Annotated in this window: 21 protein-coding genes; 14 read left to right on the top strand and 7 right to left on the bottom strand. The window is 61.6% G+C overall.

Going from position 1 to position 26004, the window contains the following annotated elements; translation table 11 throughout:
* The first annotated feature begins 4 nt into the window (after window positions 1-4).
* From CAF78_RS10640 to CAF78_RS10630, 3 genes are read left to right on the top strand one after another with little or no spacing between them, the layout of a single operon-like run.
* Window positions 5-2887: a hypothetical protein gene (locus CAF78_RS10640; protein ID WP_085675520.1), complete on the top strand. Its 2883-nt coding sequence runs from the start codon at window positions 5-7 to the stop codon at window positions 2885-2887.
* Window positions 2884-3414, top strand: coding sequence for a hypothetical protein (locus tag CAF78_RS10635; protein WP_085675521.1), 531 nt, complete (start codon window positions 2884-2886; stop codon window positions 3412-3414). The genes CAF78_RS10640 and CAF78_RS10635 overlap by 4 nt, the downstream gene beginning before the upstream one ends.
* Complete coding sequence (locus CAF78_RS10630) at window positions 3411-7211, top strand: RHS repeat domain-containing protein (RefSeq protein ID WP_085675522.1); 3801 nt, start codon at window positions 3411-3413, stop codon at window positions 7209-7211. The genes CAF78_RS10635 and CAF78_RS10630 overlap by 4 nt, the downstream gene beginning before the upstream one ends.
* A 46-nt stretch (window positions 7212-7257) precedes the next feature.
* On the opposite strand, the gene CAF78_RS10625 is transcribed toward CAF78_RS10630, so the two are convergent.
* The 6 genes from CAF78_RS10625 to CAF78_RS10600 form a co-directional block, all read right to left on the bottom strand.
* On the bottom strand, window positions 7258-8343 hold the full coding sequence (locus CAF78_RS10625) for a fimbrial protein (protein WP_085675523.1): 1086 nt from the start codon (window positions 8341-8343) through the stop codon (window positions 7258-7260).
* A gap of 56 nt (window positions 8344-8399) precedes the next feature.
* Window positions 8400-10895, bottom strand: a complete 2496-nt coding sequence (locus CAF78_RS10620) for a fimbria/pilus outer membrane usher protein (protein ID WP_085675524.1) — start codon at window positions 10893-10895, stop codon at window positions 8400-8402.
* 31 nt (window positions 10896-10926) lie between these two features.
* Window positions 10927-11682 carry a molecular chaperone gene (locus tag CAF78_RS10615; RefSeq protein ID WP_085675525.1) on the bottom strand — a complete coding sequence of 252 codons (756 nt, stop codon included), beginning with the start codon at window positions 11680-11682 and terminating at the stop codon, window positions 10927-10929.
* A gap of 93 nt (window positions 11683-11775) precedes the next feature.
* A complete protein-coding gene (locus CAF78_RS10610; protein ID WP_085675526.1) occupies window positions 11776-12321 on the bottom strand; it encodes a fimbrial protein in 546 nt (181 codons plus the stop codon).
* Window positions 12322-12770: 449 nt separating this feature from the next.
* Window positions 12771-13181 (bottom strand): PA2817 family protein, encoded by a 411-nt coding sequence (locus tag CAF78_RS10605; protein ID WP_085675527.1) that lies wholly within the window; start codon window positions 13179-13181, stop codon window positions 12771-12773.
* Between the two features lie 68 nt (window positions 13182-13249).
* Window positions 13250-15697, bottom strand: coding sequence for an acyl-CoA dehydrogenase (locus CAF78_RS10600; RefSeq protein WP_085675528.1), 2448 nt, complete (start codon window positions 15695-15697; stop codon window positions 13250-13252).
* A 222-nt stretch (window positions 15698-15919) separates the two neighbouring features.
* On the opposite strand from CAF78_RS10600, the gene CAF78_RS10595 reads away from it, so the two are divergent.
* The 3 genes from CAF78_RS10595 to CAF78_RS10585 all read left to right on the top strand — a co-directional run bounded on the left by CAF78_RS10595 (window position 15920) and on the right by CAF78_RS10585 (window position 18385).
* Window positions 15920-16543, top strand: a complete 624-nt coding sequence (locus tag CAF78_RS10595; RefSeq protein ID WP_085675529.1) for a glutathione S-transferase — start codon at window positions 15920-15922, stop codon at window positions 16541-16543.
* Between the two features lie 133 nt (window positions 16544-16676).
* Window positions 16677-17609, top strand: a complete 933-nt coding sequence (locus tag CAF78_RS10590) for an ABC transporter ATP-binding protein (RefSeq protein ID WP_085675530.1) — start codon at window positions 16677-16679, stop codon at window positions 17607-17609.
* Complete coding sequence (locus CAF78_RS10585) at window positions 17606-18385, top strand: ABC transporter permease (RefSeq protein WP_085675531.1); 780 nt, start codon at window positions 17606-17608, stop codon at window positions 18383-18385. The genes CAF78_RS10590 and CAF78_RS10585 overlap by 4 nt, the downstream gene beginning before the upstream one ends.
* Here the strand turns inward: CAF78_RS10585 and CAF78_RS10580 are convergent.
* Entirely contained in the window at window positions 18269-18895 is a 627-nt protein-coding gene (locus CAF78_RS10580) for a DUF2062 domain-containing protein (protein WP_143515035.1), read from the bottom strand. The two genes, CAF78_RS10585 and CAF78_RS10580, sit on opposite strands and share 117 nt — an antisense overlap.
* 142 nt (window positions 18896-19037) lie before the next feature.
* On the opposite strand from CAF78_RS10580, the gene CAF78_RS10575 reads away from it, so the two are divergent.
* The 8 genes from CAF78_RS10575 to murB all read left to right on the top strand — a co-directional run bounded on the left by CAF78_RS10575 (window position 19038) and on the right by murB (window position 25990).
* Window positions 19038-21254, top strand: a complete 2217-nt coding sequence (locus CAF78_RS10575) for a DNA internalization-related competence protein ComEC/Rec2 (RefSeq protein WP_085675532.1) — start codon at window positions 19038-19040, stop codon at window positions 21252-21254.
* A 198-nt stretch (window positions 21255-21452) separates the two neighbouring features.
* On the top strand, window positions 21453-22088 hold the full coding sequence (locus CAF78_RS10570) for a MotA/TolQ/ExbB proton channel family protein (RefSeq protein WP_016391244.1): 636 nt from the start codon (window positions 21453-21455) through the stop codon (window positions 22086-22088).
* Window positions 22085-22519 carry a biopolymer transporter ExbD gene (locus CAF78_RS10565; RefSeq protein WP_085675533.1) on the top strand — a complete coding sequence of 145 codons (435 nt, stop codon included), beginning with the start codon at window positions 22085-22087 and terminating at the stop codon, window positions 22517-22519. Before CAF78_RS10570 ends, CAF78_RS10565 begins: the two co-directional genes overlap by 4 nt.
* Entirely contained in the window at window positions 22519-23520 is a 1002-nt protein-coding gene (gene lpxK, locus CAF78_RS10560) for a tetraacyldisaccharide 4'-kinase (RefSeq protein ID WP_085675534.1), read from the top strand. The genes CAF78_RS10565 and lpxK overlap by 1 nt, the downstream gene beginning before the upstream one ends.
* Before the next feature lie 43 nt (window positions 23521-23563).
* Window positions 23564-23749 (top strand): Trm112 family protein, encoded by a 186-nt coding sequence (locus tag CAF78_RS10555; RefSeq protein WP_003247142.1) that lies wholly within the window; start codon window positions 23564-23566, stop codon window positions 23747-23749.
* Window positions 23746-24510: a 3-deoxy-manno-octulosonate cytidylyltransferase gene (kdsB, locus tag CAF78_RS10550; protein WP_085675535.1), complete on the top strand. Its 765-nt coding sequence runs from the start codon at window positions 23746-23748 to the stop codon at window positions 24508-24510. The genes CAF78_RS10555 and kdsB overlap by 4 nt, the downstream gene beginning before the upstream one ends.
* On the top strand, window positions 24510-24974 hold the full coding sequence (locus CAF78_RS10545) for a low molecular weight protein-tyrosine-phosphatase (protein WP_085675536.1): 465 nt from the start codon (window positions 24510-24512) through the stop codon (window positions 24972-24974). The genes kdsB and CAF78_RS10545 overlap by 1 nt, the downstream gene beginning before the upstream one ends.
* Window positions 24971-25990 (top strand): UDP-N-acetylmuramate dehydrogenase, encoded by a 1020-nt coding sequence (gene murB / locus CAF78_RS10540; protein WP_085675537.1) that lies wholly within the window; start codon window positions 24971-24973, stop codon window positions 25988-25990. Before CAF78_RS10545 ends, murB begins: the two co-directional genes overlap by 4 nt.
* The last annotated feature ends 14 nt before the right edge of the window (window positions 25991-26004 follow it).

Below are 26004 nucleotides of genomic sequence, written 5' to 3'. Positions count from 1 at the left end.
TGCAATGTCCAATTCATTGGAAGTACTGCTTGAAAAAATGCGTAAAGAGTCGGTGACGCTTGGCTGGGGTGCGGTCGCGGCTTACAGCCGTGCCCAGCTCAATCGCTTGCTGGAGCAGCAGTATCTGCAACGCCTTGCGCAGAACAACTTTCTCCCGCCATTCAGCGACATTCTGAAACGCAAGGCCGCAGGCCAGACGGTTTCGGTGACAGGGCTCGAATTCGGTACACCTTTGTTGTCATTCAGCAACGCCTCTGTCAGCAACTCCAAGGCCACGCTGACCATGAACATCATCGCGGGCACGCTGACCTTCAACGGGGAACTGCTGCGCAGCTACGTGATCACCGAAGCGCAGGGGCACTCACTGTCAATGGAGGTCGACCTGGAAACCGTTCGCGGTGAGGTCGCCCCTTATGGTCGGGTCGCGCTGAACCTGGCCAGGGGAGCAGAATTCACCAGCGATCTCTTTGATGACGAGGACAAGGATTATCTTCACCAGCAGCTGGACAAGGCACTGGGAGCCTGGCTAGGCGGCATGCCGGCGCGCTGCGTGATGTTTGAACTAGGCACGGTGGACTTCGAGGGTTATGACGAGTTGACCCCTACCCACTTCATTCTACGCACCCAGGCGGCCCCCGGTGCGCGCATACGAAACGCAGATAATTACGGCGATGGCGCGGTGTTGGTGTTAATGCGCTTGCGTGGCAACGCGAGTGATGGCCAACAACCTGATGAAGCGTACCCCTATCTGATCCCCGATGGCGACTATTCGGCCACGCTGGTGCTGAACAAGGACCTGTTGGGCTACGCCTCCGAAGAAGGCTTCGAGCTTCTCGCCACCCTGCTGTTTCCGGAGCTCAATGCCTTCGTCAAGACGGCAGACCACACGCCGCTGGATCGGGCCCTTTTCGGCAACATAAATCCGTTGCTCATGAGCTTGAAGGTAAAGCCGGCCATGGGTGTGGTCGTACCGGCCGGCAAAACTCAGCAGTTCGTGCTGCACGATGGTGAGGACAAGGTACTGAAAGCCAGCGCTTGGTCAGCGCTCAACCCACACAGCCATGACGATAAAGGCCATGGCACGATCACCGCCAATGGCCTTTACACGGCTCCTGCTGAGGATGAGGTGGGGGAGGATGTGCAGACCGTCATCGTTACTGCGGAATTCAAGAAAGGTAACGATATCTACAAGGCCGCTGCACGCTTGCTGGTGACATCGGCGCAGGTACTGCCGATGCCCGTTGTCGGCGCCTATCAGCCCACGCAGAGTGCAAGCGGGGTAGACGTGTGGAACGCGGGCAATGATCCGGTCAGGTTCCGCTTGCTGGGCCAGCCGTTGGGTGAGTTGGCGTACGTGGGTGGCGGGCGATCAAGGTTTGTACCTGGCAGGCAAGCTCACCGACGCGTCATGAGCGTGCAGGAACTGCAGGCTCAGTCAGCGGAGCAGAACCGTACTGCGCTGGTCCTGGTTCACAACCAGCCACTGCTGGCGCTCGAGCCACCCTTCGTGCCGAAACACGCCTTCGGTGGCACTACCCAGCTGCGCGAAGTGAACCGCATCATGCCCAATGAAAAGCGGCGCTGGCGAATGTTGTCAGGCCCCGGAGATGTCACCCAGTCGGGACAGTTCACTGCCTCTACACAACGCATACAGCAACCCAATGTGGTCGCCTGCGAAGTGGTCCGCAATGGTGTGGTGTTCGCATCAGGCTATAGCGTGTTGAAAGAGACACCCGTGCAGCCACTGAGCAGTTGGGTGGAGCTCCAGAGCTTCTCCATCACGGTTGGCAAGAGCCCGGAGGGCGTGCGTGGAATAGTCGGTTCCAGTGGCTTTCAGCAACTGGAAATCGAGATCACCGTGGAAACCATGCAAGTGGATCGCAAAGACTACAAGTTGAACCCGGCAGAAATGGCCACGATCACGCTTTTCGATCGCGCGGGGCAGAAGATTGCCAGCCTGTGCGACAACGAAGAAGGGATCGGCTCGGGGTATGGCAATGTCTGGCGCACTAGCCTGAGGCCGAACCGTTTCATACTGGCCAATGAAGGCTCCATGCAACCTGTCACGCCGCGTGGTCCGGAGGAGCGGACCATACGCCAGACGCTATACCTGCACCGTCGCGGCACATCCGGCTCGCAAGTGTTTTACGCCGGTTTCCAGTCCGCGAGTGGCCGCTGGTTCTACTCCAATGCCACTGCTCATCGCAACGCCACCATCGAAGTTCAGGTACGGACACCGGAGCCGTTTAAGTCCAGCGACTATACGTTGATTCGCAAGCGCGTTGATGGTGGTGGGGGTAACCTGGGCGGGGCGGACCCGGAACATGACGACTTCGACTTGCACCCGGTCACTGAAGATTACTGGTTGCTGGACTACAAGAATGGAACTTTCTACACAGCGGAGTTTGTCGAGGCCAACGCCAATGCTGATGGCGGCTACTTGAATACCTCGCTAGCGCGTTGGGAAAGCCCCTACCTCAACGAGCGTTTCCACAGTTACACAGGGTGGATTTTCCAGAATCACGGCGACCCGGAGCCTCGTGTTGTTTCCTTCGATAAACTCATCAAGGATGTCCTGGGTTCTGAAGATTACCAGCGCCCTGTGCGCTCGCAATATGAAGCAGGGCTGTTGGTGATTGCCAACTACCGAAATATGAATCGCAAACTGAGAGAGGTGGACTCGACAGCGTTGTCCAAGCTGACAAAACCGTTGCGCGTGCAGTTGCGTGATGCGCAGGGCAATGTCCACGTGGTTCAACTCGATTATCTGCCTTCCGCCACGATCGGTGATCGAAACGTTTTAGTGCACAGTGTGCCTTCACGGCCAACTGCCGGCGACGACTCGATCATTCGCCTGGTCAACTTTAATGCAGGGAAATCGGTATGAAAACAAGAACGGTTAATGTGCTCATGGTTTGTTTTCTTGCGGGTTGCAGCAGCGCATGGGGGGATCAGCAAAGTTCTCCGCAGCAGACCAAGGGCAGAATCGAGTTTGCGCAAAAGATGGATGACGACCAGCAGCCGGGTGGTAAACAATGTTCAGTCAGCATTCCGAGCAGTGGTTTCAAGCTAAATAAAATGTCCGATGCCGGGTGTGGTAACGATGTTGTGACATTTTTCAGGTTTGTCGATGTCCCGTCCACGACGGATGTGCTTTTATCGTCTGAGCTCAAGTGTTCCGGCGGTGACTGGGCATTTGGTGTACAGGCCTACAAACATCCCACCACCTCGAAGTGGGTAGATATCCGAACGCTCAAGGGCATGGACGTAGATACAATTATTCAGGCCGGCCTAATTAAAAGTTACGACCGCTTCAAAGAAGGGAATATTGAAGGCAAACTGAGTTGCGCTGTTGTCTACGCGCCGGAAGGGGGGGGGACCTTCCAGGAGTCCGATGAGGAGGGGCGACCATGAGCGCATCCACTGCTGTGCACTCCAATGCGTTCAATTACGCTGACTATATCGACACCGGCGTCGACTCACGGACCGGTCAATTTACCGTATCCATCAGATTACCCGCATTGAAGGGCAACGACCTTCAGGGCCCGGACTTTGACCTGGCGTTTTTCTACAGCTCCTTGAATGGCGAAGATTCCGGTTTCGGCAAGGGCTGGAATCTGCAACTGACGCAAGTGCGCAATAATGTTGTGACGCTGAGCAGTGGTGAGTCTTACAAGGTTACCGGCACGTCTTCGTCCACCGGGCGCCTGGAAATGCCCGAGCAGAAGCTGCGGCGCTTCGATCTGTACCCGGAACCTGCGGGGCCGGACGGTGCCGAGCGTTTCCGCGTGGAACATAGCTCTGGCCTGGTCGAGGTGCTGAAAACGATGGGCTCGGGCATCGGCCAGGTTGCCTTGCCCGTTGAACTGCATTCGCCGCTTGGCCACGTATTGTATCTGGATTACAAGCCTTTCCAGAACGGTCACATGTTATTGAGCGAGGTGCGGGACGAGTATGAAACACTGCTGATGTTGCAGCGTGTGGGTGGCCAGGTCGAGATCCTGTGTTATCCCTTTGGCGGCAGCGGCGGCGAACCGCTGGCGCGTTACGCCATGACCTTGAGCCACAGCGACAACCGGGTCAGCGAGATTATCCTGCCCACGGCCAATAAAGCGCGTTGGCGCTTCGTCTATCGGGAAGTACGTGGGCACCTGTGCGTGAGCGAGATGCGCACGCCTTTTGGTGCGCTCGAGCGTGTTTTTCACGATGACGCTGGGCACGAATTTCCGGCGACCGCCAACCGTCCCAACCTGCCCCGAGTCACCCGTCACGAAACTCTGCCAAGGTTTGGCCAGCCTGCCAGTGTGGTGCGCTACGAGTACCCGGACACGCACAATTTCATCGGTGGTGGCACCACTATTCCATGGTCCGACGAAGGGTTGGACAACCTTTATCAGGTAGAGAAGGGGTATACCTACAAGACCCTGGAGCACCATGAACAGAAGGCTAAAACCGTGCGTACGATCACGCGCACGTTCAACCGTTTCCATCTGTTGACCGACAAGGATACCGTCCAGGGAGACAAACGGTTGCAGGCGATCGTCGTCTACGGTGAGGTGGACGGCTCATTCGATCAGCAACCGCCATACTTCCAGTTGCCCCACGAGGAAACCCAGCGTTGGTCTTGGCTCAGCGATGCCTCCAGGCAACGCGAAGAAACACAGCGGACAAAGTACGATACACACGGCAACGTTTTGACTCGCACTCTGCCGAACAAGATTGTGGAGACCAATGTCTGGTACCAAGCCGAAGAAGAAGGCGACCCGCACGGTTTCGTGCGCAATCTGAAATCCAGGGAGATAACGCCGGCAGCTACAGGGGCGGGCAGTGCGCCTACCTTGATCCAGCAATACGAATACAGGGAGTTGGCGCCACTGGGCAGCTATTTGAAGAAGGCATGGCGGTTGGTCGATGTCGAGACGCTGAGTGACCTTGGCGCAGAACCTGACAGTTTCCACGAGAAAATTGCCAGTACGTATTACGACGCCCCTGGCGAGCCATTCAGCTATGGGCGAGTCCGGCAGCGGACCTTGAGTTACCCGGACCAAAAGCCGGGCGCGACCTTCGATACCACGACTGAATACGCTTACAGCCTGCCCGAGGATACCCGTGCCCTGCAAACCGTGGAAACGCTCGTTGGCTTTGATGGTGAAACCAAGACCATTACCTTGCAGCATGGCCTCGAAACGGGTGAGCCGTTGCTCAACCGGGACGACAACGATGTCGAAATTCGTTATGAATACGATGCCTTGCGCCGTGTGACCCGTGAAATCGTGGCTCCGGGCAAGCCAATCGAGGCGTATCGTCGATACAAGTACTTCCTCTGCGCCTATGACAATGAGCAGGCGCAGCAGTGGGCCTACGACGTCAAACAGGTAGAGACCCATACCCTGTTCGACGGCCTCAGGCGGGCGATATTCGAAGAGCGCGAAGACCAGGACAGCGCCACCTTTTCCGGTGCATCACGGCCCATTTATCGGGCGCAGTATGACGAACTGGGCCAGTTGTCCACGGAAACCGAAATCGATTGGCTGGGTGACCGCCTGCTCGAATTGACCAGCACCTACCACTACGACGATTGGGGTCAGCAGTACAGCGTCACGCTGCCCCACGGTGTGACCGAGGTCGAGGAAGTTGACCAGGTGAAAAGCAAGGATGGGCCGGTGCATCGTACCTGGCGAGAAGTGGCTGGCGTTCGCTGTAGCGGTATTACCGAGACCTGGCAAAACCTGTATGAAAAACCGTCGCGGATCGAACGTTTTGCCCTGAAAGATGACTCTGTGGTCAGTTTGCAGATCAATGAGTATGACGGCCTGGGTCGCCTCAGTGCCGAAAAACGGGGGAGCGGTACTGGCCAGCGCATCGATCAATATCGCTATGACGTTTTTGACCGTATTCTGCAACATGACCTGCCGGATCGTGTCAACAAGGTTTATCGAACGTACGCCCTGCACAGTCGCAATGATCTGCCTGAAAGCATCAGGGTTGGTAGTTCCGAGACCAACGCACTTCTGCTCGGTCTGCAGAAATTTGACGGCCTCGAGCGGCGTATCATGGCGACGACAGGCGGACGGCGGCAGGGGTTCGAATTCGCGCCGGGGGAACGGCAACCACAGAGCGTGACAGCAGCTGATGGCACGAGGATCGTATACAAGTATGACCCCGCGCTGAGTGAGGAACCGACAAAGCGGGTACTGGGCAGCAGCACCGCCGATTATGACTACGACCCTAAAAACGCCAAGCTGATGCATTGCGAAGAGGGCGGTGAGGGCAATACTCCTCACTATGTGATGGACCGTGAGTACTTCCTTGGCAATGGTGAGGTCAGGAATGAGAAGCGGACCGTGGAGGGTGAAGTGTTCAGCATGGTCTACGACTACAGCTACCGCAGTCGCCTGCTCGGCTACCTCGATGTGCTGGGCCAGATGCAGTCCTGTGAATATGATGATTTTGGCCGTCTGGTGAAGACTGTGCTGAGCGCGCCGGTGGCTGCGAACTCGCGCTACCGAATGCGGCGTGAGCCAACTGCGCCGCAGGTGCTGCTGACATCGACGTTCGAGTATGACAAACAGGGGCGTATGGAGTCTTACTCCACGCAGGATGAGGTCACCGGGCAGGCGTTGACTACGCGGCTTGAATACGACGAGTTCGACAGGGAGGTACTGCGTACCTTCGATTTTGGCGACACGCTGCAGACTCTGGAGCAGGATTATGACGAGTTCGATTGCCTGGACTATCGAATCTTGAAACAGCGCGCCAGGGACGCTGACCCCAGCGATGCCGAACTGCTGCGTCATGAAATATACAAATATGATCGGCGTGGTCGGCTACAGCTGTACACCTGCGAGGGGCCCGAGGCGCCTGTCGATCCTTCTGGTCAAGTCATTGCCCGACAGACATTCGGCTTCGATGCGGTGGACAACATCGTCTCGGTCATCACCCAGAGCCCAGGAGGGACTCCACAGCGGACACGGTACGAGTTCACCAATCCTCAAGACCCGGCACAACTGACCAGGATCATTCCACCTGCCCCGCAACCGCCAGTCGAACTGCTGTACGACCTGAATGGCAATATGACCAGGGATGATCAAGGCCGAGTGCTGACCTATGATTCACTAAACCGCCTGCTGAAGGTCGACACGCCCGATGGTGAACGCTGCCTCTACCATTACGACCCCGAGAACATCCTGTCCGGGACTTCGCCTGCCTGAGGGCACACGTTGAAGCAAGGCCGGCGTCATGGCCGGCCTTGTTTTGCTAGCGGTAGCGAATGGTAAAGTTCAGGGCCCCTTTGGCAATGCCGGCGCCCACTGCGCTGCTCACCTCCAGCTGATAGAAGCGGGCTTCAAAGTCCAAGGGCACCTCGCCCTTCCTCAAGGGCTTCAGTTCGTGCTCCGTGCCCAGTTGCATCGGTTTCCCGTCGTAGAGCATCTGAATGCCCACACCGCGTGCATCGGAGTCGTCGGTCAGGCTGAACACGTGTTCTGTCGCGGGGCCTACTGGTTTTGAACCATTGATGCCATGAAGCTCGATGGTGGCCAACGTCTCATTGTCCGGGTCGCTGTCAACCTGGCAATTGCTCAAGCGAATCTGGAAAGGCTTCGCGGTCGTAGTGAAGCCCACGCCGGTGAAGTCTTTGGTATTCCACTCGCCGAGATCCACCGGTAACGCGCTGGTCGCAGCGAGTACATCGCATTGGGTCTGGATGATCGACGCCCGCAGGCTGAATTCGAGTACCTTGCCCAGGCCGGTGTCCACGTGGCCAGTGATCAGGGGGCCGTCCACCACATGGATCCCAGGTGACAAGTCGCCCGTCTTGACCAAGGTGAGCGTGTGGTTGAAAAAGTGCATATCAACGGGGGCCAACATCACTTGCTCGTACCAGGACGTGAATGGCACATAGGCTGAAGGTTCCGGGTTGAATTGGTCGGTCCCCCCCAGAAACGGATACCCCATCATTATGATTGCGCCGACGCCGGGAATGCTGGTGTTCAGGATAGGCGCATCCGAAAGGTGGCTGTCAACAGTGGCTATGGGGGGGTGCACACCGAAGGAAGCTGCCATGTCGAAGTTTATTCGCTTGCCCTTGGGATCACAGGTAAGGACCAAAAGGTTTCTGTCAGGGAGAGACGTAAACCCGAAAGTGGCAATGGTTCTGCCGATCCGCGCATCGCGCGGGACGTAGAGGGTGCCCAGGTCCCGTTCATATTGCATGATCCCGGTGGTGCGCAGGGGGTCGAACCAGCAACCCTCGGCCCGGTCGGGCGTTGCCATGGCCTGAGCTGCTGGCCAGGCCAGCGCCATCAGCAAGGCTCGGCGCAGGTTTTTTTTGATGTCTTTCATGGCTTTCCTGAAGCGCGTGGGGCAGCCACTTGCGAGACTGCCGTGCGATGGGTTTGCTAGATACAGGTGAGGGTTTGCAGGCGATAACCGTCGACCAGCGGGGCGGCCAGCGGGTCGACGTGCAGTTGGCAACTGGCCTCGGGCTGGTCGCCCCAACTCACCAGCAGGGGGGGCTCCACACTTGGGCTGGTGAGCATGACCACGCCGGCTTGCCCCACCATGCCCACCGGCTCCCCGTCTTTGCCCAATACCTGGGCACCAAAGGGCAGCGGCTGGCCGCCAGCGTCGTGCAGGGTCAGTACCAGACGCGAGACCCGGCTGGCTTCGAAACGTCGTTTCACCACTGCACCTCGGCGTGGCACCACTTGTGCGACGCCATTGTCGATTTCCACATCAGGGTCAAGGCGGTCGGTTTGCAGCGTTATCGTGTTAGCCCTGTAAGGTTGCAGGTAGGGCAGCAGCGCATAGCCGTGAGCATCGGTGCGGGTGCCGATCGCGTTCTGCAGGCCGACATCGGCCACGCCGGGGACTTCGACCAAGGCTGCGGTATCACCGAGGTAGCGACCGAATGCCAGCCCATCAGCGTGCAGCAATACAGCGCCACTGGCATTCAGCGAGAGGCTGCGGTAGGTGTCGCCCTCGGTATAACCACCACTCAAACTTGCATAGGGCGCCTGATGGCCAAGGGACAAGGCCGCTGTTTTACGGTCGTTCTCATCACGGCTCAAGCTGGCGCTGTAGCTCAGCGCGTGTTCGGTGTCGCTGCCGCTCAGCGTTGCGCGCTGGCTGTGGCCTCTGGCGTTGTGCTGCAGGCCGAAAGTGGTCTTGAGAGGGCGGCCGAAATGCAGCGGCATGGACACGGTCAGGCCGATCTGGCGATCGCTGCCGTAACGGTCGGTCAATGACTGCGAGGTGAACAGGCTGTAACTGACCCCGCGGTGATGGGTGTTGAAATTGAACTGATACTGCCGCTGGGTAGCACTGCGCTGCCAGTAGTCCTGTTGTGACAAGGTAAGGGTCATCGAACTGCTCCTGCCCAGGCTCTGGTGCACCGATGCCTCCAACCGACTACGGCGGCCGCCGCTGAACTTTGCGTCATTGCTGCGCTGGCGCACCGCCTCATCGAAGTCACGGTAGCCTCGCGTCGAATAGCGGTAGCCTGCAAAGCGCAGGTTGGTCTGGGTAGTGAAAGCTTTACCGTACTTCAACGCGTAGCTCGTACCCTGCACATCCCGCTCATGGGCGTTGTCCATGGCGCTGAATGCCTGGGTAACGTCGAAGGCCAGCGCACCAAAGTTGCCGAGGTCCTTGCTCATGCCCAGGTTGCCGGCGCGGTAGAACTCACTTGCCATCAGCCCGCCGTAAAGGGTGGTATTCCACTGAGTACCGAGTGCCAGTGTGCCTTGCCAGAGCAGGGGAGTGTCGAGTTGAGCCGAAGGATTGTAGCGCCCCAGGGTGGCACTGTAGCGCCAGACCCCCGGCCGCATCAGGCTGTTGATGGTCGAGTATGGCTGGATGAACCGTCGTACCTGGCCATCGGCCTCGGTCAAAACGACTTCCAGTTCGCCACTGCCTGGTGTACTGAGATCGTCGATGGCGTAGGGCCCGGCGCTGACGTATGTCGAATAGATCGGATAGCCGTTCTGCCACACCTCGACCTTTGCCCGGCTTTGCGCTACCCCACGAATGACCGGTGCGTAACCGCGCTGGTTGTCGGCCAGCATGCTCATGTCAGACGCCACCCGCACGCCGGTGATCGGGACTGAACGAAACACGTCGCTGTCGGTGAAGGTTTCGCCAAGGGTCACATTGGCACGGGTATTCGGTATATCCCGTTGGGCGAAAGTCTGCACCCGGGTCCATTCACGTTCACCCTGGCTGTCATGGCGCCAGGACTGTGTGCTGCGCAGGCGCCACTCGCCCAGGTTGACTCCGGTGTTCAGGTACAGATCGTCACTGTTGAAACGGCCCGAGTAGCGGTTGTGGCCTTGCAGGGTCGACGCTTGATAGCTGATGAATGCCGCGTTTATACCGCTTTCCCAGCGAGACGGGTCGAGCTGACCGGCGGTGTCTCGGCGCATGGCGATCTGGGGTATGGAAATGGCCAGGTGCAGCTCCCCGGGGTAAAAGACGACTTGCGCGCCCGGCACCGTTGCCTCGAGGTCCAGGCAGGCTTTGCTCTGATCATCCGGGTTGGCCAGCGCCTCCAGGCGCAGGCCCCATTCACCCAGCAGCCTTGCGGCAAGACAAGGTAGCAGTTCGCCCTCCGGGTTGGGCTGAAAGTCGAGTTCATGTTGACCAACGGATTCGAGGTTGACCTGCACGCTGACGCGGTAAAGGCCAGGCGTCAGTGCCTGGTCGCTGCTGAGCTTGCTCAAGGCCCAGGCGCCAACGTCTTCGGGCTGGCCCGGTACCTGGCGCAAAAAGCCGCTTTGGAACGCCGAGTCTGCTTGTGCGCATGGCAGTGCGACCAAGGCCGAACTGCCTAGCAGGCGCAACAGTGCGCTGCGCTGGCTGTGCGAATTGCACCAGCGTAGTGAGGGGAGGAACATGATGATGTCCTTTGTTGCTGCGAGGCTGGCCCTAGTTGGGCAAATGAATAGGTGAAGTCAGCGGAGTGGTGTATCCGCCGTAGTCATTGATAACGGAGAATTCGGCGCGCAAGCCGACGGTTCGGGTAATACCGGCAAGGGGGTAGTCCTGAGCAGCGAAGGGCGCCAGCATGGCGGTGTTCCGCAGTTTTTGTTGCTGCCCCGGGCCATGTACGCTCAGACGAATGAAGGTGACATGGAACGGTGAGGGGTTATCAACCCGCAAATGGGGCTTGCCGTCCTTGTCAATCAATGAGAATTTCAGCGACTTCAATTGGCTGGTGGACGTACCTTTCAGTTGCTGCGGTCGGTAGAACATCTTGATGCGGGTTCGCATCGCAATGTTGAGGGTATTGCCGGGCGCGTCGCTGGCTTCGGGTATTTCCTGAACATTGAGAAAAAACAGCGACTCGCGATCGTCGGGAAGTGTGCGGGGTAGGCCATTGATTTGCACAAGCTGCTCTTTGCCGGGTAGTAATTTGAACAACTGTGGCGCCGGCAGAAACGGTACGGCGGTCGTATTGTCATCGGCACTTGTGTTGATCCACGCCTGCACGGCATACGTCTGTTTGCTAGGGTTGCGCACGACCACCGTTGTATTGCGCTTGTCACTGTGGAACACCAGCCGGGTATTGTTCAGAGCCAACGCCGCCTGGGCACTGGTAATGGGCAAGGTGTACAGCAATATGGCCATGCAGGCGACCGTGATCGGGCGCAGGCGTGCCGCCGCTGGAAATAAGCCGGGCATGAAGAAGGTTCCTTTCGGACCCAGACGTCAAGGACGCCTGGGTGATGCGATGAAGCGAAGTTACACGCCAGGCCAGGCCGGGCGCGCTTCATATCAGATGATTTCGACCTTGAAACTCACGGTGGCAGAGGCGGCGCCACCGATCACAGTAGCCGCAGTCGAGCGATAGTAGGCACTAAATGGCAGGCGCGTTTCACCGGTGTTGTTCACGTCGAACTCGTCAGTGGGGCTACCGGGTTTGACCCCTTTGTTGTTTTTATCACGCAGCGAAATGGCCACACCTTTTGCGCCGTCATCGCCTCCCGTCACCGCGAAGTAGTTACCGCTTGGATCCGCGGTACCGGTAAAGGTGACAGTAGCGGTATTGTCAGCGAAGCCGCATGCGCCGCCATCGCGAACTACCAGTTCGAAGCGTTTGCCAACATATTCCTCACCCTCGCCTTTGAACTGACTGGCTGGCAAGTCACCCATGCGCACGGTGCTGCCGACACTGCCGTCACCAGGGTTGACGACTTCAATCGGGCAACTGTCTGCTGTAATGCGGCCCTCGAAATCCAGGGTGCCGGAGCTGGCAAAAGCCGAAGTGCCTGCAGTGAGAGTAAGCAGGCCGAGCGAAAGTGCCACGACAGATTGTTTCATGGTTTGATGTTTCCTAAGTTTGTGAAGGATGGAGTGTTACTGAAGACATGTCAGCGCGGTAGTGTGTTGTGTAACACCGCGACTGTGCTTCGGCGTCGATTCTAATAATGGCTATTGGTTTGTTTCAATGGAAATTTGAATGATTTATTTACTATTTTTTTTATGTATAGGTGTTGTGGTTGTTTGTTGTTGTCTTTTCTGTTTGTGGCTGGGAATAAATACCGGTCTCGCATTAATGGTTTGGGGTAATAAGGGTTTTCTGATTTAGGATGGGAAACGATGCCATCAAGAAAAAAGATGGAAGTGCAAAGTAAGACAGGTAAGCGGAGGAAAGTGGCGGGCCAATGCTGGAAGAACAGTTGCGGGCTGGCGACGAGTCAGATTGAGTGCGGAACTCTAAAGGCGCAGACGCCTCGCAGCTGCAGGATCGAGGCGTCGGGCAAGGGGTGCTAGTGTGAACTGTCGTGGCCACTGAAGCTCAGCAGTTGTTTTTCCTGGTTCCAGTCAAAGGGTTCATCTGCCTGTTCGGCCTCATAGCGACGCTCCTCCAGTTGCTGGTAAAGCGCCAGTTCTTCGTCCGGCATGAAGTGCAGGCAGTCACCGGCAAAGAACCACAACAGGTCACGCGGCACCAGGTGGGCGATTTGCGGATAGCGCTGGATTACCTGGCAGATGAGGTCCTGGCCCAGGTACTGGCTTTCCAGCGGGTCCTGCGGCAGCAGCGTCAACAGTTCGTCGAAGCGTTCGAGGAACAGGGCGTGGCTTTCTTCCGGCACCTGCTCTGCCTCGCCCAGCGCCGCCAGGATGGTGCGCAGGTGCTGGAGCAGTTGCAGATGGTATTCCAGGTGTGGGGTGGCCATGAAATGGGTCCTCGGTATGGCTGAAACGGGGGGCGGAGTATACGCCGCCCCCCGTTGCTCGCGAAGGGTCAGCGCACCTTGCCGGGTTCGGCAAGTAGTTGCGCTTTGTCGAAGGCATCGACATCGATCACCTTGCGTCGTGCCTGTTCAGCAGCGTGCAGGCGCTCGCCTTCGCCGGGTTGCAGTACGCCTGCCTCGACGGCGGCGTCGATGCGGGATTGGCCGGGGACTGGCTGGACTTTGCTGTCCTTGAGCGCTTGGTGCAGGGCCTTGCTCAGCGGCGCCGTGTCGTCGAGCAGGTCACTGGCCCGCTGCAGCGCGGCGACAGGGTCGTTCTCTGCCTGCGGGCGGTAGCAGCCGGCCAGCAATTCTTCCAGCGCCGGGTCGCCCTTGCGCCGACCGATCAGCTCGGCCACTTCGGCATCCAGTTCATCGCTGGGGCCGGTATGGCGACGCCCGAAGGGGAACACCAGCACCCGCAGCGCGCAGCCGACGAAGCGGTTGGGGAAGTTGTCGAGCAGGCGGTCCAGCGCGCGCTCCGCCTGGCCCAGGCTTTCTTCCATGGCCCAGCGCAGCAGCGGTTGCAGGTACTCGGGCGAGCCCTGGTCGTGATAACGCTTGAGCGCGGCGCTGGCGAGGTACAGATGGCTGAGGACATCGCCGAGCCGGGCGCTGAGGCGCTCGCGGCGCTTGAGCGCGCCGCCCAGCAGCATCATCGACAGGTCGGCCATCATCGCGAACGCCGCCGCCTGGCGGTTGAGGGCGCGGAAGTAACCTTGGCTCAGGGCATCGCCCGGCACCTGTTCCAGGCGACCCAGGCCCAGGCCGTAGACCAGAGTGCTGGCCGCATTGCCGGCGGCGAACATGATGTGCTTCATCAGCAGGTCATCGAACTCGACCAGTGCCTGGTCGCGGTCTTCGCGGGCGGCCAGGGCCATTTCCTTGAGTACGAATGGGTGGCAGCGGATCGCACCCTGGCCGAAGATCATCAGGTTGCGCGAGAGGATGTTGGCGCCCTCGACGGTGATGAAGATCGGCGCGCCCTGCCAGTTGCGCCCCAGGTAGTTGTTCGGGCCCATGATGATGCCCTTGCCGCCGTGCACGTCCATGGCGTGCTGGATGCATTCGCGGCCGCGTTCGGTGAGGTGGTACTTGAGGATCGCCGACAGCACCGAGGGTTTTTCGCCCAGGTCCACGGCCTTGGCGGTCAGCAGGCGGGCGCTGTCCATCAGCCAGGCGTTGCCGCCGATGCGCGCCAGTGACTCCTGGATGCCTTCGAAGGCCGCCAGGGGCACGTTGAACTGCTCGCGGATGTTGGCGTACTGGCCGGTGACCAGGCTGGTGTACTTGGCGGCGCCGGTGCCCACGGCAGGCAGGGAGATCGAGCGGCCTACCGACAGGCAGTTCATCAGCATCATCCAGCCCTTGCCGAGCATGGCCTGCCCGCCGATGAGGAAATCCAGCGGTACGAATACATCCTTGCCGCTGTTCGGGCCATTCATGAAGGCTGCGCCCAGTGGCAGGTGACGCTTGCCGATCTCGACGCCGGGGGTGTCGGTTGGAATCAGCGCAAGGCTGATGCCCAGCTCTTCCTGCTCGCCGAGCAGGTGCTCAGGGTCGTAAGCCTTGAAGGCGAGACCAAGCAGCGTCGCCACCGGGCCCAAGGTGATATAGCGCTTTTCCCAGTTCAGGCGCAGGCCGATCACTTCTTCGCCGTGCCATTGGCCTTTGCAGACGACGCCGGTGTCAGGCATGGCACCAGCATCGGAGCCTGCCAGTGGGCCAGTGAGGGCGAAGCAGGGGATTTCCTCGCCGCGGGCAAGGCGGGGGAGGTAGTGGTTGCGTTGTTCGTCGGTGCCGTAATGCAGCAGCAGCTCGGCCGGGCCGAGGGAGTTAGGCACCATCACCGTGGAGGCCAGGTCGCCACTGCGGGTGGCCAGCTTCATCGCCACCTGGGAGTGGGCGTAGGCGGAGAAGCCTTTGCCGCCATATTCCTTGGGGATGATCAGGGCGAAGAAGCCGTTCTGCTTGATGTGTGCCCAGGCTTCGGGAGGCAGGTCGAGGTCCTGGCCGATCTGCCAGTCGCTGACCATGGCGCAGAGTGCTTCCGTCGGGCCATCGATGAAGGCTTGTTCTTCCTCGGTCAGTCTGGGGGCCGGGTAACTGAGCAGGGTGCGCCAGTCGGGGCGGCCGCTGAACAGTTCGCCGTCCCACCACACGGTGCCTGCGTCGATCGCTTCGCGCTCGGTCTGCGACATCGGCGGCAGGGTGCGCTGGAACCACGTGAACACCGGGCCGGTGAACACCTTGCGCCGCCAGTCCGGCAGCGCCACCAAGGCGATTTTCAGCGCCAGCACGATCCAGATCAGGGTCAGCAACCAGCCGGGGGCACTGCTGAAAATGCCCATCAGCAACACATAGGCCGCCATGATGCCGAGAATCTGCAAGGGCGCCAGGCGCCGGTGCGTGAGGTACGCCGCGCCGATCACCAGCACTACCAACCACAACAGCAACATAATTGGTCCTCCTTGGAACCAGGGGGCTTGAGCCGTCCCAGACAGCTTAGACGCAACACCAAGAACGGCAGGGTCAGAACAGTGACAGGGTATGGCGGTGGGAGTTTCAGTCCGATGTTTGCCTGTACCGGCCTCCTCGCGGGCGCGCCCGCGAAGAGGCCGGTACAGACGACGAAAGTCTGGAGTAGACTGCAGCACCTGTGCATTCATAAGGACGTTGCCATGCTGAAGATCTGGGGCCGCAAGAACTCGAGCAATGTGCGCAAGGCGCTGTGGGTCGCCCACGAACTGGGCCTGGATTTCGAATCCATCGATGCCGGCGGCGCCTTTGGCGTGGTCAACGAGCCGCACTACCGTGCGCGTAACCCCAATGGCCTGGTACCGATGCTGGAGGACGGCGACCTGACCCTGTGGGAGTCCAACACCATCGTTCGCTACCTGTGCGCCGAATACGGCTCAGAGCAGGGCTGGTACCCGGAAGACCCGCGCCAGCGCGCCCTGGCCGACAAGTGGATGGACTGGACCACCTCGTCCTTCGCCGGCCCCTTCCGCCCGCTGTTCTGGGGCCTGCTGCGCACGCCGGAAGACCAGCGCGACTGGGTGGCGATCAACGCCGCGCACAAGCAGTGCGCCCAGTTGCTGGCGATCGCCGACGAAACCCTGGCGACACAGCCGTACTTGTCGGGTGACCAGATCGGCATGGGCGACATCCCACTGGGTAGTTTCATCTATGCCTGGTTCGAAATGCCTATCGAACGCCCGGCCATGTATCACCTGCAAGCCTGGTATGAGCGCCTGAAACAGCGCCCGGCCTACCAGGCTGCGGTAATGACCGCGCTGACCTGAACCCGCCTCGATAGTCATTATCAATAGATGTGACTGTACTTGTGCGGCCTGGCCTTGCACCATGGCCGCACTCACTGCGCCAGTGATCTGCCCTGGCGTGTCCTGCACCTTTTTCTTCGGTAAGTGACCCGCTATGAGTTCCGCCCTGTCCATCCGACAGCTGACCAAGACCTACGGCAACGGCTTCCAGGCCCTCAAGGGTATCGATCTGGACGTCGCCGAAGGCGACTTCTTCGCCTTGCTCGGCCCCAATGGCGCCGGCAAGTCCACCACCATCGGCATCCTTTCCACCCTGGTCAACAAGACCAGCGGCACGGTCAATGTATTTGGCCACGACCTCGACCGCGAACCCTCGGCGCTCAAGCGCTGCCTGGGCGTGGTGCCGCAGGAATTCAACTTCAATCAGTTTGAGAAGACCTTCGACATCGTCGTCACCCAGGCCGGGTACTACGGTATCCCGCCCAAGGTGGCCAAGGAGCGCGCCGAGCAGTACCTGACCCAGCTGGGCCTGTGGGACAAACGCGATGTGCAGTCGCGCTCGCTGTCCGGCGGCATGAAGCGCCGTTTGATGATCGCCCGTGCGCTGATCCACGAGCCGCGCCTGCTGATCCTCGACGAGCCCACCGCAGGTGTGGACATCGAGCTGCGCCGTTCGATGTGGAGCTTCCTCACCGAGCTCAACCAGAAAGGCATCACCATCATCCTCACCACCCACTACCTGGAAGAGGCCGAGCAGCTGTGCCGTAACATCGGCATCATCGACCACGGCACCATCGTCGAGAACACCAGCATGCGCCAGCTGCTGGGCAAGCTGCATGTCGAAACCTTCGTCCTCGACCTCAAGCAGGACCTGGCTTCGACGCCGGTGCTGCAAGGCTACCCGTGCCGGTTGCTGACCCCGCATACCCTGGAAGTGCAGGTCGAGAAGGACATCGGCATCACTGCGCTGTTCGGCCAGCTGGCGCTGCAGAACATCGAAGTGCAGAGCCTGCGCAACAAGACCAACCGACTCGAGGAGCTGTTCGTGTCCCTGGTGGAAAAAAACCTGTCGAAGGTGGCCGTATGAGTGTGGAGCTGCGCACCAACTGGGTTGCCCTGCAGACCATCGTCTACCGCGAAGTGCGGCGCTTTTTGCGCATCTGGCCGCAGACCCTGCTGCCGCCGGCGATCACCATGGTCCTGTACTTCGTCATCTTCGGTAACCTGATCGGTCGGCAGATCGGCGACATGGGTGGCTTCACCTACATGCAGTACATCGTGCCGGGGCTGATCATGATGTCGGTGATCACCAACTCCTATGGCAACGTGGTGTCGAGTTTCTTCGGCAGCAAGTTCCAGCGCTCTATCGAAGAGCTGATGGTGTCACCGGTATCGCCGCACACCATTCTCGTCGGCTATGTGCTGGGTGGCGTGCTGCGCGGTCTGGCAGTGGGCGTGATCGTGACCATCCTGTCGATGTTCTTCACCGACCTGCAGGTGCATCACCTGGGCGTGACCGTGGTGGTGGTGCTGCTGACGGCAACCATCTTCTCGCTGCTGGGCTTCGTCAACGCGGTGTTCGCGCGCAACTTCGACGATATCTCGATCATTCCGACCTTCGTGCTGACGCCGCTGACCTACCTGGGCGGGGTGTTCTACTCGATCAACCTGCTGCCGCCGTTCTGGCAGACCGTATCGCTGGCCAACCCGGTGCTGCACATGGTCAACTCGTTCCGCTACGGCATCCTAGGGGTGTCGGACATCAGTATTGGCACGGCGATCACCTTCATGCTGGTGGCCACCGCAGTGCTCTACGTGCTGTGCGTTCGCCTGCTGGTCAGCGGCCGCGGCATGCGCGCCTGATACCCGTTGCTTGCGCCGGCGCCACTGCCGGCCAATCCACCAGCGCCAGTACAGCAGGGTGGTGAAGTAGGCCGCGATGCCCAGCACCACTCCGCACACCACCGAACCCAGCAGGAATGGTTGCCACAGCGTGGCCAGCTGGTCGGTGATCCATTCGAAGGTCAGTTCGTCGGGCAGGCTGCGTGGTGGCACCTGCATAAGCCAGGCACCGGTCATGTAGGTGACGAAGAACACCGGCGGCATGGTCAGCGGGTTGGTCAGCCAGACCAGGCTGACGGCAATCGGCAGGTTGCCGCGTACCGGAATTGCCAGTGCCGCGGCCAGCAGCATCTGCATGGGAATGGGGATCAACGCCGCGAACAGGCCCACGCCCATGGCCCGCGCCACCGAGTGGCGGTTGAGGTGCCAGAGGTTCGGGTCGTGCAGCAGCTTGCCGAAAAAGCGTAACGACTTGTGTTCCCGAATGCTGGTCGGGTCCGGCATGTAGCGTTTGAAAAGGCGGCGCGGCATGTAGGCTCCCGGAGCGTTGATCGGGGCAGTATGACTCGATTCGCGTTCAGCCTCGTTTAGAGTTTGTGACAATTGTTGAGCAGGCAATGCCGGCTTTTCGTCTATGCCTCAGTAAGCGATTCCGCTTCTGGAGCTCTACCTCATGCGCACAGGGATGTTTGCGCTCGCGCTCGGGCTGTTGTGCCTGGGCGTTCTCCCCGTTTTGCCGTCGGTCGGCTGGCTGCTACTGCTGGTGCTCGGTGGCGTTGTCTGCGCCTGCACACGGCTGTGGCCGCTGGGCGTTTTTCTGCTGGGTCTGTGCTGGGCCTGCTGGTCGGCCCAGCAGGCGCTGGATGACCGACTGGCACCGCACCTGGACGGCCGAACGCTATGGCTGGAAGGCCGGGTCGTCGGGTTGCCGACGCGTACCGCGCAGGGTGTGCGCTTCGAGCTGGAGCAGCCGCATTCACGCCGCGCCGAACTGCCTCGGCGCCTGCAACTGAGCTGGTTCGATGGCCCGGCCATCCGTGCGGGCGAGCAGTGGCGCGTGGCGGTCACCTTGCAACGCCCGGCCGGGTTGCTGAACCCCCATGGCCCGGACCGCGAGGCTCAGCTGCTGGCCCGCCGCATCGGCGCCACTGGCACGGTAAAGGCGGGCCAGGTACTGCAGGTGCAGGCGCCAGGTTGGCGGGATGCGCTGCGCGAGCGCCTGCTGCAGGTCGATGCCTTTGGCCAGGAAGCTGCACTGGTGGCGCTGGTGCTCGGCGACGGCGCGGGCTTGGCCCGTGAACAGTGGCAGGCGTTGCAGGCGACCGGCACGGTGCATTTGCTGGTGATTTCCGGGCAACACATCGGGCTTGTCGCGGGCTTGTTGTATGGCCTGGTCGCAGGCCTGGCGCGCTGGGGGCTCTGGCCGCGACGGTGGCCATGGTTGCCTTGGGCGTGCGGCCTGGCGCTGGCGGCGGCGCTGGCCTACGGCTGGCTGGCCGGTGCGGGCGTGCCGGTGCAGCGTGCCTGCCTGATGCTGGCGGTGGTGCTGCTGTGGCGCCTGCGCTATCGCCAGCTGGGGGCAATGTTCCCGCTGCTGCTGGCGTTGAATCTGGTGTTGCTGGCCGAACCCCTGGCCGCGTTGCTTCCCGGTTTCTGGCTGTCGTTCGCGGCAGTGGCGGTCCTCATCTTCAGCTTTGCTGCACGGCTTGGCGGTTGGCGACCCTGGCAGGCGTGGACGCGTGCCCAATGGGTGATCGCCGTCGGCCTGCTGCCGGTGCTGTTGGCCACAGGGTTGCCGGTCAGCCTGAGTGCGCCTGTGGCGAACTTGCTGGCGGTGCCGTGGGTCAGCCTGGCGGTGTTGCCACTGGCATTGCTCGGTACCCTGTTGTTGCCGTTGGCGGGCGTTGGTGAGGGCTTGTTATGGCTTGCCGGTGGCTCGCTGGACATGCTGTTCCGGCTGCTTGGCTTGATGGCGGGATGGCGGCCGGTATGGATACCGCCGGCACTGCCGGTAGTGGCGTGGTTGCTGGTGTGGGCCGGCGCGCTGCTGCTGTTGCTGCCCCGTGGTGTGCCGCTGCGCGGCCTTGGCGGGGTCATGCTGCTGGCCCTCTGGGGGCCACGGGAAGCGGTGCCGCATGGGCAGCTCGAGGTCTGGCAGCTGGACGTTGGCCAAGGCTTGGCGGTGCTGTTGCGCACACGGCATCACACCTTGCTGTACGACGCCGGGCCGGCCAAGGGCGAAACCGACCTGGGCGAGCGGGTGGTGCTGCCGACCCTGCGCAAGCTTGGCGTGGGCCGCCTGGACCTGATGCTGATCAGCCATGCCCATGCCGACCATGCCGGCGGTGCTGCGGCCATCCTGCGTGGTTTGCCGGGCGGCCGGGCGATTGGCGGTGAAGCGTTGGGTGACGTTGAGTTGCAGCCTTGCATCAGTGGCGAGCGATGGACGTGGGATAGTGTGCATTTTTCGCTCTGGCACTGGGAGGACGGGCAAAGCAGCAATGACCGCTCCTGTGTGTTGCTGGTCGAGGCGCAGGGTGAGCGTTTGCTGCTGGCGGGCGATATGGAGGCGGGTGCGGAGCGGGCCTGGCTGGCGGCTAATGCAGCGCCCCGTATCGATTGGCTGCAGGCGCCGCACCATGGCAGCCGGACGTCTTCCAGCGAAGCCTTCATCCGCGCCACGGCACCGCGCGGGGTGCTGATTTCGCGGGGGCGCAACAACAGCTTCGGGCACCCGCATGCGCAGGTGCTCGAGCGTTATCGGCGGCATGGGGTGGCCATTCACGACACGGCCGCAGAAGGGGCCTTGCGGTTGCGGTTGGGGAGCCATGGTGATGTCGAGGGTGTGCGTCGGCAGCGGCGATTCTGGCGTGATACTGGCGGTGGCTGATCTGGCCCTTTCGCGGACAAGCCCGCTCCCACAGGGATCGCGCCAGATGCCAGAAATTGAGCAAGGCAGTTGCCCCCACAGGTGCGGCGCGGCCTTGCCCGCGAAGAGGCCGCTCCTGCCATTTGCCTGACCTCCGGCAGATGAGCCCCTTGCGCTCCTGTGTTAGAGTGGCGGCCTTTTTCCAGAGGGGCGTTTACTGTGTGGGAATTGGTCAAGTCCGGTGGTTGGATGATGCTGCCGATCATTCTGAGTTCCATCGCCGCCATGGCTATCGTCGTCGAGCGCCTGTGGACCCTGCGCGCCAGCCGCGTCACCCCGCCGCACCTGCTGGGCCAGGTGTGGATGTGGATCAAGGACAAGCAACTCACCAGTGACAAGCTCAAGGCCCTGCGCGCCGATTCGCCGCTGGGCGAAATCCTCGCGGCGGGCCTGGCCAACTCGCGCCACGGCCGCGAGATCATGAAAGAGTGCATCGAAGAAGCCGCCTCGCGCGTCATCCACGAGCTCGAACGCTACATCAGCACCCTCGGCACCATCGCCGCCATGGCGCCGCTGCTGGGCCTGCTGGGCACCGTGCTGGGCATGATCGACATCTTCAGCGCCTTCATGGGCTCGCAGATGACCGCCAACGCCGCCGTGCTGGCCGGCGGTATCTCCAAGGCCCTGGTCACCACGGCGGCCGGCCTGATGGTCGGTATCCCGGCGGTGTTCTTCCACCGCTTCCTGCTGCGCCGCATCGATGAGCTGGTGGTGGGCATGGAGCAGGAGGCGATCAAGCTGGTCGAAGTGATCCAGGGCGACCGCGAAGTGGAAGTGGCCGGAGGCAAGGCGTGAAGTTCCGGCGCAATCGCCAGCGGGAGAACGTCGACATCAACCTCGCATCGCTGATCGATGTGGTGTTCGTCCTGCTGCTGTTCTTCGTGGTCACCACCACCTTCACCCGCGAGACCCAGTTGCGTGTCGAGCTGCCCGAAGCGGCCAGCGCCGAGCAGGCACCGGCCGATCAGGGCAAGCTGGTGGAAGTGACCATCAGCGCCGATGGCGTGTATTCGGTGAACAACCACCTGCTGCCCAAGAGTGACCTGGCGACCTTGACCGAGGCCATCGAGCGTGAGTCTGGCGGTGACAACAAGCTGCCGCTGGCCATCAGCGCCGACGGCAAGACCCCGCACCAGGCCGTGATCACTGCAATGGATGCTGCCGGCAAGCTCGGTTTCAGCCACCTGCGCATGACCACCGTCGAGGCCGCCCAGGGGACACCTTGATGGCGCTTGCCGACCGCCTGCTCGCCGCCTGGTACGCCGGGCACCCGGCCCTGGCGCTGCTGCGCCCGCTTGAGGCGCTGTACCGGCGTGTGGTACTGCGCAAGCGCGCGCGTTTCCTCAGTGGTGAAAGTGCCAGCTATCGGGCGCCGGTGCCGGTCATCGTGGTGGGCAACATCACCGTGGGTGGCACCGGCAAGACGCCGATGATCCTCTGGCTGATCGAGCATTGCCGCCGCCAGGGCGTCAAGGTCGGGGTGGTCAGCCGTGGCTATGGTGCCAAGCCGCCACACTACCCGTGGCGGGTGGAAGCGAGCCAGCCGGCCGAGCAGGCCGGTGACGAACCCTTGCTGATCGTCCAGCGCACCGGCGTGCCGCTGATGATCGACCCTGACCGCTCCGGTGCGGTGCAGGCGCTGCTGGCCAGTGAACCGCTGGACCTGATCCTGTGCGACGACGGTATGCAGCACTACCGCCTGGCCCGTGACCTCGAACTGGTGCTGATCGATGCCGCCCGCGGCCTGGGCAATGGCCGCTGCCTGCCCGCCGGCCCACTGCGCGAGCCCCGCGAGCGCCTGCAAGAAGCGGATGCCGTGCTGTACAACGGTGCCGAGGGCGACCGCGCGGACGGTTTCGGCTTTAGCCTGCAACCGTCTGCCCTGGTCAACCTGCGCAGCGGCGAGCGCCGCGCACTCGACTTCTTCCCGGCGGGCCAGCGCCTGCACGCGGTAGCCGGCATCGGCAACCCGCAACGTTTCTTCAACACCCTGCTGGGGCTAAACTGGCAGCCGGTGCCGCATCCCTTTGCCGACCATGCGCAGTTCAGCGCCGAAAGCCTGGCGTTCAGCCCGGCGCTGCCGTTGGTCATGACCGAGAAGGATGCGGTGAAATGCCGGGCATTCGCCGCCGACGACTGGTGGTACCTGGCGGTCGAGGCCCGGCCCACGCCGGCCTTCAGCGCCTGGTTCGACAGCCAGTTGCAACGCTTGCTGCGCAAGCCCTGAGCCCCTATTCACTTTTCGGCCATTCGGCCTCAAGGACGCTTTCATGGACACCAAACTGCTCGATATCCTGGCCTGCCCGATCACCAAGGGCCCGCTCAAGCTCAGTGCCGACAAGACCGAGCTGATCAGCAAGGGCGCAGGCCTGGCCTACCCGATTCGTGACGGCATCCCGGTGATGCTGGAAAGCGAGGCGCGCACCCTGACCGACGACGAGCGCCTGGACAAATGAGCGTGAATTTCACCGTGGTCATTCCCGCCCGGCTGCGCTCCACGCGCTTGCCGGGCAAGCCGTTGCTGCTGATCGCCGGCAAGCCGATGGTCCAGCACGTCTGGGAGCAGGCGCGCAAGAGCGGCGCCAGCCGTGTGGTCATCGCCACCGACGACGCCAGCATCCTCGAAGCGTGCCAGGCCTTTGGCGCCGAAGTGCTGATGACCCGCGCCGACCATGAATCGGGCACCGACCGCCTGGCCGAAGTGGCCGCGCACCTCGGCCTGCCGGCCGATGCCATCGTGGTCAACGTGCAGGGCGACGAGCCGTTGATCCCGCCGGTGATCATCGACCAGGTAGCGGCCAACCTGGCTGCCCACCCGGAAGCCGGCATCGCCACCCTGGCCGAGCCGATCCATGCGCCGGAGACCGTGTTCAACCCCAATGCGGTCAAGGTGGTCAGCGACAAGAATGGCCTGGCCCTGAGCTTCAGCCGTGCACCGCTGCCGTGGGCTCGCGATGCCTTTGCCAGGGGCCGCGATGTGCTGCCGGAAGGTGTGCCGTATCGCCGCCACATCGGCATGTACGCCTACCGTGTCGGCTTCCTGCAGGACTTCGTCGGCTGGGGCCCATGCTGGCTCGAGCAGACCGAGGCCCTGGAGCAGCTGCGTGCGCTGTGGCATGGCGTGCGCATCCACGTCGAGGACGCCATCGAGGCGCCTGCCGTGGGCGTGGATACCCCTGAAGACCTGGAGCGCGTGCGGCGCTTGCTGGAGGCCTGATGCGCGTCCTGTTCGTCTGCCTTGGCAATATCTGCCGCTCGCCCACCGCCGAAGGCGTGCTGCGCCATCAGTTGCAGGTGGCCGGCCTGGCTGAGCAGGTGCATGTGGCGTCTGCCGGTACCGGCGACTGGCATGTCGGCAAGGCCCCAGACAGCCGCACCTGCAAGGCCGCGCTGGCGCGTGGTTATGACTTGTCACGCCAGCGTGCCCAGCAGGTCAAGCTTGCGCATTTCGCTGAGTACGACCTGATTCTGGCCATGGATGAGAGCAACCTCGGTCACCTGCGCGCCCTGCGCCCGCACAACGCCTCTGGTGAGCTAGACCTGTTCTTGCGCCGCTACGGCGCGGCCCTGGACGAGGTGCCCGACCCTTACTATGGCGGTGCCGAGGGCTTCGAGCAGGTGCTCGACCTGATCGAAGCGGCGTGCCGCGAGCTGGTCGTGGAAATCAAGGGGCGGCTATGACAGCGGTGTGGCAGGAGCAGGTTTCGCTAAAACCCTACAACACCTTCGGCATCGACGTGAAAGCCCGGTATTTCACCCAGGCGCACGACGATGACGAGGTGCGCGAGGCGCTGGCCCAGGCACATCAGCGTGGGTTGCCGGTACAGGTGATCGGGGGTGGCAGCAACCTGCTGCTGACCCGCGATATCGATGCGCTGGTGTTGCACATGGCCAGCCGTGGGCGGCGCGTGCTGAGTGATGACGGTGAGCGGGTGGTGGTCGAGGCGCAAGCCGGCGAGCCTTGGCATGACTTCGTGCAATGGTCGTTGGCGCAAGGTTTTTGTGGCCTGGAAAACCTCAGCCTGATCCCGGGCACCGTGGGTGCTGCGCCGATGCAGAATGTCGGCGCCTATGGCGTCGAGATCAAGGATGTGTTCGCCGGGCTGACCGCACTGGACCGCGAGACCGGGGAGCTGCGCGATTTCACCCTGGAGGAATGCGCCTTCGGTTACCGCGACAGCGTGTTCAAGCGCAACCCCGGGCGTTGGTTGATCCTGCAGGTGCGCTTTGCCCTGAGCCATGAACTGCAGGCACATCTGGACTATGGCCCGGTGCGCCAGCGGCTGGCAGAGCAGGGCGTCGAGCAGCCGACCGCGCAGGCGATCAGTGACGCCATTTGTAGCATTCGTCGCGAAAAACTGCCGGACCCGGCCGAGCTGGGCAATGCCGGGAGCTTCTTCAAGAACCCGGTGGTGTCGGCTGAATTGGTCGAACGCATTCGTAGCCAGTATCCAGGCGTGGTGGCGTATCCCCAGGCGGATGGCCAGGTGAAGCTGGCAGCGGGCTGGCTGATCGAGCAGGCGGGCTGGAAGGGCTATCGCGAGGGCGATGCCGGTGTGCACCGGTTGCAGTCGCTGGTGCTGGTCAATTATGGCCAGGCGAGCGGGGCGCAGTTGCATGCGCTCGCACAGCGCATCCAGGCAGATATCCTGGAGCGGTTTGGGGTTGAGCTGGAGATGGAGCCCAATCTGTACTGATTGCTTTGCCAGTA

Source organism: Pseudomonas sp. R28(2017) (assembly GCF_002112505.1).
Lineage (GTDB): Bacteria > Pseudomonadota > Gammaproteobacteria > Pseudomonadales > Pseudomonadaceae > Aquipseudomonas.
Note: the sequence above shows the minus strand (reverse complement) of the source record. Positions and strands in the feature narration are given on the sequence as shown.